General features: G+C 64.9%; 11 protein-coding genes and 1 tRNA gene. 11 read left to right on the top strand and 1 reads right to left on the bottom strand.

The window, feature by feature from the left end:
- The 10 genes from mltG to HMPREF1136_RS05960 all read left to right on the top strand — a co-directional run.
- Nucleotides 1-1761: endolytic transglycosylase MltG (mltG, locus tag HMPREF1136_RS11235; RefSeq protein WP_442852134.1), on the top strand; the 1761-nt coding region annotated here is incomplete at its 5' end.
- Nucleotides 1758-2630, top strand: a complete 873-nt coding sequence (locus HMPREF1136_RS06000) for a shikimate dehydrogenase (RefSeq protein WP_009648443.1) — start codon at nucleotides 1758-1760, stop codon at nucleotides 2628-2630. The genes mltG and HMPREF1136_RS06000, both read left to right, overlap by 4 nt.
- Complete coding sequence (locus HMPREF1136_RS05995; protein WP_009648439.1) at nucleotides 2627-3319, top strand: prepilin peptidase; 693 nt, start codon at nucleotides 2627-2629, stop codon at nucleotides 3317-3319. Before HMPREF1136_RS06000 ends, HMPREF1136_RS05995 begins: the two co-directional genes overlap by 4 nt.
- Nucleotides 3320-3386: 67 nt before the next feature.
- Nucleotides 3387-4952, top strand: a complete 1566-nt coding sequence (locus HMPREF1136_RS05990; RefSeq protein ID WP_051023524.1) for a chorismate-binding protein — start codon at nucleotides 3387-3389, stop codon at nucleotides 4950-4952.
- An 88-nt stretch (nucleotides 4953-5040) separates the two neighbouring features.
- Nucleotides 5041-5889, top strand: coding sequence for an indole-3-glycerol phosphate synthase TrpC (trpC, locus tag HMPREF1136_RS05985; RefSeq protein ID WP_009648440.1), 849 nt, complete (start codon nucleotides 5041-5043; stop codon nucleotides 5887-5889).
- Nucleotides 5889-7184: a tryptophan synthase subunit beta gene (trpB, locus tag HMPREF1136_RS05980; RefSeq protein ID WP_034505139.1), complete on the top strand. Its 1296-nt coding sequence runs from the start codon at nucleotides 5889-5891 to the stop codon at nucleotides 7182-7184. Before trpC ends, trpB begins: the two co-directional genes overlap by 1 nt.
- 1 nt (nucleotide 7185) lies before the next feature.
- The gene (trpA, locus tag HMPREF1136_RS05975) at nucleotides 7186-7995 is read left to right on the top strand and encodes a tryptophan synthase subunit alpha (protein ID WP_009648435.1); all 810 of its coding nucleotides are present in this window, start codon (nucleotides 7186-7188) and stop codon (nucleotides 7993-7995) included.
- Nucleotides 7992-8948 (top strand): prolipoprotein diacylglyceryl transferase, encoded by a 957-nt coding sequence (lgt, locus tag HMPREF1136_RS05970; RefSeq protein WP_009648441.1) that lies wholly within the window; start codon nucleotides 7992-7994, stop codon nucleotides 8946-8948. Before trpA ends, lgt begins: the two co-directional genes overlap by 4 nt.
- 123 nt (nucleotides 8949-9071) lie before the next feature.
- Nucleotides 9072-10517, top strand: a complete 1446-nt coding sequence (gene pyk, locus HMPREF1136_RS05965) for a pyruvate kinase (RefSeq protein WP_083836254.1) — start codon at nucleotides 9072-9074, stop codon at nucleotides 10515-10517.
- A gap of 245 nt (nucleotides 10518-10762) precedes the next feature.
- Entirely contained in the window at nucleotides 10763-10978 is a 216-nt protein-coding gene (locus HMPREF1136_RS05960) for a hypothetical protein (protein ID WP_034505136.1), read from the top strand.
- 135 nt (nucleotides 10979-11113) lie between these two features.
- Here the strand turns inward: HMPREF1136_RS05960 and HMPREF1136_RS05955 are convergent.
- Nucleotides 11114-11187: transfer RNA gene (locus HMPREF1136_RS05955), tRNA-Leu, on the bottom strand.
- 64 nt (nucleotides 11188-11251) lie between these two features.
- Between HMPREF1136_RS05955 and HMPREF1136_RS05950 the strand changes: the two genes are divergently transcribed.
- Complete coding sequence (locus HMPREF1136_RS05950; RefSeq protein ID WP_009057992.1) at nucleotides 11252-11842, top strand: ANTAR domain-containing response regulator; 591 nt, start codon at nucleotides 11252-11254, stop codon at nucleotides 11840-11842.
- Nucleotides 11843-11865 lie beyond the last annotated feature (23 nt).

Raw genomic sequence — 11865 nt, 5'->3', positions numbered from 1 at the left:
ACGTCGGTGCGTGGCAGCGTGAGGCGTCCTCAGGCCTCGTCTGATCCCACGTCGGTGCGCGGCAGCGTGAGGCGTCCTCAGGCCTCGTCTGATCCCACGTCGGTGCGTGGCAGCGTGAGGCGTCCTCAGGCCTCGTCTGATCCCACGTCGGTGCGTGGCAGCGTGAGGCGTCCTCAGGCCTCGTCTGATCCCACGTCGGTGCGTGGCAGTGAGAGGCGTCCCCAGGCCTCGTCTGATCCCACGTCGGTGCGCGGCAGTGAGAGGCGCCCCCAGGCCTCGTCCGACCCCAGGTCGACGCCCGCCCGTGAGACCTCGCGGCGACGCTTCACCGACCCCGACCCGACCCAGACTCCCCTGCAGGGGGTTGACCGGGCCTCTACGACAAAGAAGAGTTCCGTTCGCGGCTTGTGGCGGTCAACGCGCACGATGCCGGACCCTACCCCGACGCCCGATGCTGGAGTACCGTCGGTTGCGGACGACGATGACGAGTCCTTCGACACGTCGACCGACTTCGGCTTTGATGCCTTGACGGATCCCGGCGAAGAGACAGCCACGGTCAGCGGATTCGACGCAATCATCGCCGGAACCGGAGACGAAGGCCGCTCCCGTCAACATTCAGAAGACCCCTCCGAGACCACCGGCATGCGCTCGCGTCGCATCGCCGCCGAGAGACATGCGGCGCGCAAGCGCAAGCGCCGTCGTCGCATCCGTTCCTTCTTCGTGCTGCTCCTCGTGATCGGACTGGTCAGTGGGGCAGGCTACGTGGCCTACTCGCAGCTCATGAATACCTCAATGGTCGCCTCCGACGACTTCCCGGGGCCGGGCACCGACCCAATCCTCGTCACCATCGATGACCAGGCCACGGGCCGTGACATCGGTCGTGCCCTACACGAGGCCGGCGTCGTCAAGTCGGTGGGTGCCTTTGTCCGCCAGTACGAAAAGAACAGCGCGGCACGCACAATTAACCCGGGCACCTACCGCTTCAAGCGCCAGATGAGCGCGGCCGACGCGCTTGCCGTGATGCTCGATCCCATGAACCGTGTCGAGTCGACCATCACGGTCCTCGCAGGCGAACGCATGTCCGCCATCAAGAGACGCATCGTGGACGTCATGGATGTTTCCTCCGCGGACGTGGACAAAGCTTTCGCGGACACCGCCGCCATCGGCCTGCCCGCTGAAGCGGGTGGCAGCGCCGAGGGATGGCTGCACCGCGGCGAGTACAAGGTCGAGGAAGGCGACACCCCGACGGCTGTCATCGCCCGCATGGTCAAGGCGACTATCGACGAGTTGGATGCGCTCGGGGTACCCGCTGCGGACCGCGAGACGGTCCTTATTAAGGCGTCGATCGTCGAAGGAGAGATGGGAAACAACCCGAAGTACATGCCCAAGGTCGCCCGCGTCATCGAGAATCGCCTCGTCGACGACAAAGATACACACGGTGTCCTTGGCATGGACTCGACCACACTCTACGGAGCCGGCAAGGAGTCCGGCCTGCCGAGCCAAGCTGACCTCGATAACGACAACCCCTACAACACGCGTCTGCACGCAGGCCTGCCGCCCACGCCCATCAACCAGCCGAGCGCGGACGCCATCAAGGCCGTTCTGAACCCGGAAGCGGGCGACTGGCTCTACTTCGTGACGGTCGACCTCAACTCGGGTGAGACTCTCTTCGCGGCCACTGCCGATGAGCACGAGAAGAACAAAGCGAAGCTGGACGCGTACTGCACCAAGCACCCGATTCAGTGCTCGCCGCAGTCATGACGATGTGGGCCGCAGTTATCGGATCCCCTATTGCTCACTCACTGTCCCCGGTCATCCACCGGGCGGCGTGGCAGCAGCTCGGGATCGACGGATGGGAGTATCGCCGCGCCGAGGTGACCGAAGAGTCTCTGCCGACTTTCATCGGCCAGCTCGACGAGTCCTTCCGCGGACTATCGGTCACGATGCCCTGCAAGCAGGCCGTCATGCCGCTGCTTGATGCCATCGACCCGCTGGCGAGCGCGGTAGGAGCCGTCAACACGGTCGTGCCCTCGGCAGGAATGCTCGCGGGTTTTAACACCGATGTCACCGGTATTGCGTCAGCGATCCGCCGTGTGTGCTCGCGCTCTGGCGTACCCGTTCCGTCGAGTGCCCTCGTGCTCGGAGCGCGCGCAACTGCTTCCTCTGCCCTGGCAGCCTTGGGAGAGCTGGGAGTCACGACGACGACAGTGGCTGCCCGACGTTTCGGTGGTCCCGGCTCTGTCATCTCCGCAGCCTCACGCCTCGGCGTGAGCGTCGAGCAGGTCATGTGGTCCGATGTCTCTGCGGTAGCGAGTGCTGCCGCCCGCGCCGACGTGCTGATCTCGACGCTGCCCGCGGGCGTTGCAGATGCCATAGCGAGCCGTCTGGCACCCCGCGAGGGCCAGATTCTCCTGGACGTCATCTACTCGCCGCGTGACACCGCGCTGCGCACCACCTTCGAGAAAGCCGGGGGAGTCGTCGCTGAAGGCACCGACATGCTGGTCTACCAGGGGGCCGCACAGGTCCAGCTGATGACCGGTCGCAGCCCCGATCCCGCCGTGATGCGTCATGCGCTGGAGACTGAGCTGGAGCGCCGCGCGCGCGAGGCCGGGGGAACGGTGCACCCGTGATCGTCGAGTGGCTTCCACCTCGTATCAGCGCCGATCTGTCCCTCGTGTCGGGCTTCCTCACGTGGATCATTATCCTGGCGTGGCTGTGGCGCTCTGGCTGGAGGATTCAGCGCCGATACTTCATCGAGGCCACGCAGAAGCCGCTGACACGCAATGCCATCGTGTGGTGCGCTGGAATCTTCGGAGCGTTCTTTTTCGTAGGTGCCCAGATGCGCCCAGGCATGCCCGCCGTCATGACGGTGGCCATGATTGGGGCGCTGAGCGCGTACGTGGATGCCTGCACGCACCGGTTGCCGAACACGTATACGGCGGTCATGGGCATCGGTGTTCTCGCGGGTACCCTTGTCGGAATGCTCATTTCACCGATGTGGCAACAGCGGCTCATTGGCTGCGTGATCGGCATGCTCATCTGGACCATCCCGATTGCAATCCTGAATCGCCTGCCCGGTGGAATGGGCGGAGGCGACGTGAAGCTCGCCCCCGTCCTCGGCGCGATGGTGGGATCTGTTGGTCTCGAGGCCGCAGTCGCTGCGTTGGCCTTGTCGTTCCTCTCCGCCGGTCTCGCGGCCCTGTGGAAGATCGTCGTCGGCTGGGCTGGCACGCAGAGCCGCGTTCCCATGGGACCGTGGATGATTGGGTCCGCGCTGGTGGGCACCATCGCGTGGGGCGTCGTCCCCGACTGGCTATAGGCCTTTGTCACTGGCCTCATCGTGGACCCGTCGGGACGGAGTGGGTCCGGGATGGGACAATGACACGGTGAGTATTACGACGCCTTCGCATCAGTCCGAGCCTGTCAGCCTCGAATGGGGTCAAACGTGGCCTCCTCGTGACGTGTTCACGTCGCTCGCCGCGTCTCGGCGCGTGATCCCCGTCGTGCGCCGTGTTCTCGCTGACGAACTGAGCGCAGTCGGCGTCTACCGCCAGCTTGCTCATGGTGACTATGGCAGTTTTATTCTCGAATCCGCCGAGCATGGTGGCTCCTGGGGGCGCTGGTCCTTTGTCGGCGCGTCGAGTGCTGGTGCCATCGTTGCCCGTGATGGTCATGCCCAGTGGGTGGGTGCTCATCCGGAGGGGGCGCAGCCGGAGGGTACGTTCCTAGAGGTCGTGCACTCCGCGCTTGAGCTGCTGGCGGCGTCGCCCATCGAGGGGTTGCCCCCGCTGACGGGCGCTCTCGTCGGCTCGCTCGGTTGGGGCATCATCCCCGAATGGGAGCCGACCTTGGCGGCAACAGCCCCCAAGGAGTCCGACGTCCCCGACGCGACGCTCGTGCTCGCCACCGAGGTGGCCGCCATCGACCACGCGACGGGGTCGGTGTACCTGATGGCCATCGCCTGGAACCTCAACGGCTCGGATGAGGGTGTCGACGGTGCCTATGATCGCGCGATCGAGCGCCTGGACGCTATGACAGCCCAGCTCGCCTCGCCTATCGCTCCGGCTGTGCTGGGGGTGAGTGGCCAGGAGGCACCTGGCGTCCGTCAGCGCACGCAGCGCGCGGACTTTGAATCCTCCGTTCACGCCGCCAAGCGGGCGATTACGGACGGTGATGCTTTCCAGATCGTGCTCTCCCAGCGACTCGACGTCTCCACGAATGCCAGCGGCGTCGACGTCTACCGCGTGCTGCGCACCGTCAACCCGTCACCCTACATGTACTACCTGGACTTGCCCGACGAGCGTGGCGGCCACTTCGAGGTCGTGGGTTCCTCGCCGGAGACTCTGGTCAAGGCCGAGGGGCGGCGGGTGTGGACCTATCCGATCGCCGGGTCGCGTCCGCGCGGTGGCGATTCCGCGGAGGACCATCGCCTTGCCGCCGAGCTCCTTGAGGACCCGAAGGAACTCTCGGAGCACGTCATGCTGGTCGATCTGGCGCGCAATGACCTGTCGAAGGTGTGTGATCCCGCCTCGGTCGAGGTTGCCACGCTCATGGAACTCAAGCGCTTCTCGCACATCCAGCACATTTCCTCGACCGTCACGGGAGTGCTGCGCCCGGATGCGGACGCCCTCGACGCCCTGGTCGCGACGTTCCCGGCGGGCACTCTCTCGGGTGCACCCAAACCTCGTGCGATCCAGCTGATCGACGACTTCGAGCCCGCAGCGCGCGGTGTCTACGGCGGCGTCGTTGGCTACTTCGACCTGTCGGGTGATGCGGACCTTGCGATCGCGATCCGCACGGCGTCCCTCAAGGATGGCGTCGCCTCGGTGCAGGCCGGTGCCGGCGTTGTCGCCGACTCGGTGCCCGCGCTTGAGTACGAGGAGTCCCGCAACAAGGCGGCAGCCGCAGTGGAATCCGTCGTGCGCGCCTCGACGCTGGCCCCTCTGTCGTGACACGCGCGTCCGGACGCTGCAAACGGGCGTCCCTATTATTCGCTAGCCTTGATGGCGTCCAATTGTTTCTCGGTGAAAGGGGAGCGTCGTGAGCGTTCTCGATGACATTATTGCAGGGGTCCTCGACGACCTGAAAGAGCGCGAGGACCGCGTTCCTCTCAGCCGTGTCAAGGAAATGGAGCAGGCCGTCCCTGAGGCGAAGGACGCCCTGGGTGTCCTTCGCAACCGAGATGGTGCCGTCAAGATCATTTCCGAGGTGAAGCGTTCGTCTCCCTCCAAGGGGGCGCTCGCCGATATCCCCGACCCCGCAGCGCTGGCATCGATGTACGAGGCCGGGGGAGCCTCCGTGGTCTCTGTGCTGACCGAGCAGCGCCGCTTCCACGGCTCACTGGCCGACCTCGACGCGGTGCGCGCGGCGGTCGATATCCCGATCCTGCGCAAGGACTTCATCGTGACGCCGTATCAGATTCACGAGGCGCGTGCTCACGGCGCGGATCTCGTCCTGCTGATCGTGGCTGCCCTGGAGCAGAGTGCGTTGGTCTCCCTGCTAGAGCGCACGCGTTCGCTGGGTATGGAGGCGCTCGTCGAGACGCATTCGCGACTGGAGGCGCTGCGTGCCCTTGAGGCCGGTGCATCGATCATCGGTGTCAACGCACGCAACCTGAAGACCCTCGAGGTTGACCGCTCGACCGTCGAGCAGGTCATCGACGTCATCCCGCAGAACGTCGTTGCGGTCGCAGAGTCGGGTGTCGCTAAGGCCCACGACGTCTTTGAATACGCGAAGTGGGGCGCGGACGCCGTTCTAGTCGGCGAGGCTCTCGTGACCTCGGGTGACCCGCGCTCGAGTATTCAGGACATGGTCAGCGCCGGGCAGCACCCCGCGCTGCGCACGGATCGTAAGGCCCGCGTCGCCGCGGCGCTCAAGGAAGGATTGTGATGACGGCTGAGAACTTTGTGCCCGGACCTTACTTTGGCAATTTCGGAGGCCGCTTCGTCGCCGAGTCGCTCATGGGGCCCCTTGAGGAGGTTGAGGCTGCGTGGAAGCGCCTGTGGCGCGACAAGTCCTTCCAGCATCGCCTGCGCGACCTGTTCGCCAACTACGCCGGTCGTCCCTCCCTGCTGACCGAGGCTCCGCGCTTTGCCGCCGATCTGGGCGGCGTGCGCGTCTTCCTCAAGCGCGAGGACCTTAACCACACGGGTTCCCACAAGATCAACAACGTACTGGGTCAGGCTCTGCTCACCAAGGAGCTGGGCAAGACGCGCGTCATCGCCGAGACGGGCGCGGGCCAGCATGGCGTGGCCACCGCGACGGCCGCCGCACTCCTGGGGCTGGATTGCACGATCTACATGGGCCGCGAGGACACCGAGCGTCAGGCCCTCAACGTCGCGCGCATGCAGATGCTGGGTGCCGAGGTGATCGCCGTGACCGCCGGTTCTGCGACCCTCAAGGACGCCATCAACGAGGCGTTCCGCGACTGGGTGACCAATGTCGAGACGACGAACTACATTTTCGGCACCGCCGCGGGTCCGCACCCGTTCCCCGAGCTCGTGCGTGACCTCCAGCGTGTCATCGGCGACGAGGCGCGCGCCCAGCTGCTTGCCGCCGAGGGGCGCCTGCCCGACGTCGTCGTGGCGTGCGTGGGCGGCGGCTCGAACGCGATTGGCTCTTTCACGGCGTTTATCGACGACCCGAGCGTTGAGCTGCTGGGCTGCGAGGCTGCGGGCGACGGTTTTGATACCGGGCGTCACGCCGCCTCCATCACCGCCGACCAGGTCGGCGTCCTTCACGGTGCACGCACCTTTGTCCTGCAGGAGCGCGACGGCCAGACCAAGGCCTCACACTCGATTTCTGCCGGCCTCGATTATCCGGGCGTTGGTCCGGAGCACGCATGGTTGGCGCGTACGGGACGCGCCTCGTATATCCCCGTCTCCGACGCCGAGGCCATGGATGCCTTCCTGCTCCTGTCGCGCACGGAGGGCATCATCCCCGCCATTGAGTCCTCGCACGCGCTCGCCGGAGTACGCGCATGGGCGCGCGCGAAGGTCGAAGCCGAGGGACCCTTCGCACCGGGGGAGGAACCCATCGCCATCGTGACCGTGTCGGGACGCGGCGACAAGGACGTGGACACCGCGTCGCGCTGGTTCGGCTACGGACGCGCGAAGCTGCAGGTGATCGACCCCAGTGCCGGCCCCTCCGGCGTGGCCGTCTTGGACGAGAACGAGGAGAAGTGAGATGACGCGAGCACCCCATTCCGCCGTCGCTATTGACGCTGCCCTGGCGCGCGGTGACGCCGCGCTGATCGCTTATCTGCCCGTCGGCTTCCCGTCGGTCGAGGATTCGATCCGCGCGGGAAAGGTTCTTGCGGACGCTGGCGTGGACGCGATCGAGCTCGGCTTCCCGTACTCGGATCCGGGCATGGACGGCCCCACGATCCAGCGCGCGACCGTCGCGGCCCTCAAGCGCGGCACCCACCTGGAGGACCTCTTCCACGCGGTGGACGAGCTGACCTCGTACGGTGTCTCGACGACCTCGATGACCTACTGGAACCCCGTGGAGTGGTGGGGCGTCGAACGCTTCGCGCGGGACTTTGCGGCGGTCGGCGGCTCCGGTCTGATCACCCCCGACCTGCCACCCGAGGAAGGCGCGCAGTGGGAGGCAGCATCGGACAAGTACGATCTGGAGCGCATCTACCTGACCGCCCCCTCCTCACCGGAACACCGCCTCACGCTGATCGCTGAGCACTCGCGAGGCTGGGTCTACGCCGCCTCCTCGATGGGTGTCACGGGTGCCCGTGCGACTGTCGGCGAGCACGTCGCGGACGTCGTGGCGCGTACTCGCGCCGCGGGGGCACAGCGCGTGTGCGTCGGCCTCGGCGTCTCCACCGGCGCCCAGGCCCGCGAGATCGGTGCCTACGCGGACGGTGTCATCGTCGGATCCGCGCTCGTCAAGACTCTCTTCGATGAGGATTTCGACCGTGGTCTGAAGGCCCTGGGCGAGCTTGCCAGCGAACTGAAGTCCGGCGTGACTGGAGCCCGCGCGTGAGCCTCGTCGCCGCCACTGGCATCCCTTCACCCTCCGAGGGCGTGTGGTACCTCGGTCCGCTGCCGCTACGCGCGTACGGCATCATCATTGCTATTGGAATGGTGGTGGGCGTGTGGTGGACCGCTCGCCGCTACGTGGCACGCGGTGGTAGTTCCGACACGATTTACGACGTCGCACTGTGGGCGATCCCGCTGGGCGTCGTCGGAGCCCGTCTGTACCACGTCGTCACCTCGCCCGAGGCCTATTTCGGGCCCGGCGGCGACCCGATGCTTGCCTTCCAGATTTGGCGCGGCGGCTTGGGGATCTGGGGCGGTGTCGCCCTGGGCGCGCTCGGCGCTTACGTTGGCGTTAAACGCGCCAAGGTGCGCTTTGGCCCCATTGCAGACTCGCTGGCCCCCGCGCTACTCGTTGCCCAGGGCATCGGTCGGTGGGGGAACTGGTTCAACCAGGAGCTGTTCGGTGGACCGACGACCCTGCCGTGGGGTCTTCAGATCGACGCAGCGCATGTGCCTGCGGGCTACCCCGTTGGTACCCTGTTCCACCCGACGTTCCTCTACGAAAGCCTATGGGATCTGGCCGGCGCGGCGCTCATCGTGGCGCTTGAGCGCCGTCGCCGCTTCGCGGCCGGACAACTCTTCGGGATGTACCTGATGGTGTACACCGCAGGACGCGCGTGGATCGAGATGCTGCGCATCGACGACGCACACACGGTTGCCGGTTTGCGCCTGAACGTGTGGACGTCCCTGGCAGTGTTCCTCCTGGGCGTCGTACTGTTTGTTGTCGCGGGTCGCCTGGGGCGGTCTCGCGAGGTCGCCGGTGACGGGGCAGTGACGGATGATGACGAGCGTGAGGAGGAGCACTCTGAGGCTAGCGACTCCGATGCTGAGGACATTATCGAGACACGCGTGGGCGAGGACGAGTCCGCCGAGGAGAGTTCTCTCGAAGACTTTTAAACCGCCGTCGGGCACGCTATTGGAGTCGAAGGTCCCATGATCACCTAATTCATGGGAATGATCACGTTCCGTGCGAGTGGGTCCTTCGGGATTACCGCGTGATTGAGCGGTAAACTTGCAACCATGCGTCGAGCTAAGATTGTCTGCACTATTGGACCTGCCACTGAATCTCCTGAGCAGCTCCAAGCGCTGGTGGACGCCGGCATGGATGTCGCGCGTATCAACCGGTCGCATGGAAAGGCTGAGGAACATGCGGCCGTCATTTCGCGTGTGCGAAAGGCGTCTGCGACGTCCGGCCGCGCGATTGCGGTTCTCGTTGACCTCCAGGGCCCGAAGATCCGTTTGGAAACCTTCCAAGACGGCCCCCAGGAGCTGCACATCGGTGATACCTTCACCATCACGACCCGCGACGTTCCCGGCACGAAGGAACTCGTTGGTACCACCTTCAAGGGTCTGCCCGGCGACTGTGCCCCCGGAGACCGCCTGCTGATTGACGACGGCAACGTCGCGGTCCGTGTCCTCGAGGTTACCGATACCGACGTCGTGACACGCGTCGAGGTGCCCGGCATGGTGTCGGACCATAAGGGCCTGAATTTGCCCGGCGTTGCTGTGTCCGTGCCTGCCCTGTCCGAGAAGGACAAGGAAGATCTGCGTTGGGGCATCGAGCAGGATGCCGACTTCATCGCTCTGTCCTTCGTGCGCTCCGCTGACGACATTAAGGACGTTCACGAGATCATGGACGAGATGGGCAAGCGTATCCCCGTCATCGCCAAGATCGAGAAGCCCCAGGCCGTCGAGGCACTGGAAGAGATTATCGAGGCCTTCGACGGCATCATGGTCGCCCGCGGCGATCTGGGTGTCGAAATGCCTCTTGAGGCCGTGCCGCTGGTGCAGAAGCGCGCGATCGAGCTGGCTCGTATTGCCGCTAAGCCCGTCATCGTTGCGACGCAGGTCATGGATTCCATGATCAAAAACCCGCGCCCGACGCGCGCCGAGGCCTCCGACTGCGCCAACGCAATTCTCGACGGTGCCGATGCAGTCATGCTGTCCGGTGAGACCTCGGTGGGTGCGTTCCCCATCGAAACCGTTCGCACGATGGCCGCGATCATCGAGTCCACCGAGGAAAACGGCGGTGAGCGCATCGCCTCCATCCCCGGCTTCTTTGCTGATCGCGCCGGCGTCATCTGTGAAGCCGCCGCGCGTATCGCGGAGCATATGGATGCCCGCTACCTGGTGACCTTCACCCAGTCGGGTACCTCGGCTCGCATGCTTTCGCGTATGCGTCGCCCGATCCCGATGCTGGCCTTCACGCCGCTCGAGTCGACGCGCCGACGCCTGGCTCTGTCGTGGGGCATCCAGACGTACCGCGTTCCCGAGGTGCAGCACACGGATGACATGGTCTGGCAGCTCGACCTGGTCGCGCAGTCCTCGCGCCTGGCCGAGATCGGCGACCAGCTCGTCATCGTCGCCGGTATGCCCCCGGGCATCCCCGGCTCCTCGAACATGCTGCGTATTCACGAGGTGGGAGACGAAGCCGACTACATGATCGGTGGAGCCCGCGAGGCGTGATCCACGCGAACGGAGGGGTGTCGGCCTGGGGTCGACACCCCTCCCATTTGTTACCGAGAACACATGTTGATTCGCATAGACAAAGTGGCATCGGTGGAATAAAGTTCTCGGATACACGTTGAGGCGTGTAGCGCCGTTCCAACGACGGAGCGGTGAATACAGCAGATTGCTGCGGGTGCGTTTCTTGGAATGCCCGTGCGAACAAAGCACGTTTCCGCGCGCCCACAATGGAAGATGGAGGAAAAATGAATACGAACATCCGGACCGTGTCGGTCCACGACACGCTGTTTGGTCGCGTGGCCAACAACCTAGAGGTCGCACAGCTCTCGCGAGCCGTTGAGCCGTGGTTTGCTGACTTCCACGACACGAGGGTCAAGCAGGCGATTGCGGATCTCGACGAGCCGACCCGCAGGGGAGCGGCAGCGGAGTACCTCGGCCTCGAGCTGATCGTGGTCGCCTAAAAGATACGGTGAGGGGCCGACAAGCGTTGCTTGTCGGCCCCTGTTCGTCTGCGAAAACTGCGCGTATCAATCCCTGTTCCAGCATCGCGCTGGTACCTGTTTGCCGGTAGGATAGATCACGTACTCCAATGGCGGTACCCCGAGTGGGATTCGAACCCACAACAAGCCGGGTTTGAGCCGACCGCCTCTGCCAGTTGGGCTATCGGGGCTTTCGCGTCTGCGGGATCCACAATAGAACAGCTGAGCACACCAATCAAACTGAGGGATATGACAATGAGTGAAGAGCAGGCTGAACCGCGTCGCGTCCTCGTGGCCGAGGACGAGGGGTTGATTCGTCTCGATATCGTTGAGACGCTGACCCAGGCGGGGTTCGAAGTCGTCGGCGAAGCAGCCGACGGTGAAGAGGCTGTCGAGCTGGCACTGGAGCTCGAACCTGACCTTTGTGTGATGGACGTCAAAATGCCGAAGATGGACGGCATCACGGCTGCCGAGAAGATTCTGCAGGAGCTGTCGTGCGCGGTCGTCATGCTGACGGCGTTCTCCCAGACGGAGCTTGTTGAGCGTGCTCGCGACGCCGGCGCGATGGCATACGTCGTCAAGCCCTTCAGCCCCTCCGACCTGATCCCCGCCGTTGAGATCGCGCTGTCGCGTCACGCGGAGATCGAGTCCCTGGAGGACCAGATCGCCGACCTGACGGATCGCTTCGAGACTCGCAAGCGCGTGGATCGCGCGAAGGGCCTGCTCATGAAGAACATGGGGATGAGCGAGCCAGAGGCGTTCCGCTGGATTCAGAAGACGTCGATGGATCGTCGCCTGTCCATGCGCGAGGTTGCAGACGCGGTCATCAACCAGGTCGATGACTGATTACTGGCTGAGATGAGGCGGGG

Source organism: Actinomyces sp. ICM47 (assembly GCF_000278725.1).
Classification (GTDB): Bacteria; Actinomycetota; Actinomycetes; order Actinomycetales; family Actinomycetaceae; genus Pauljensenia.
This window is presented reverse-complemented; position numbering and strand designations above follow the sequence as displayed.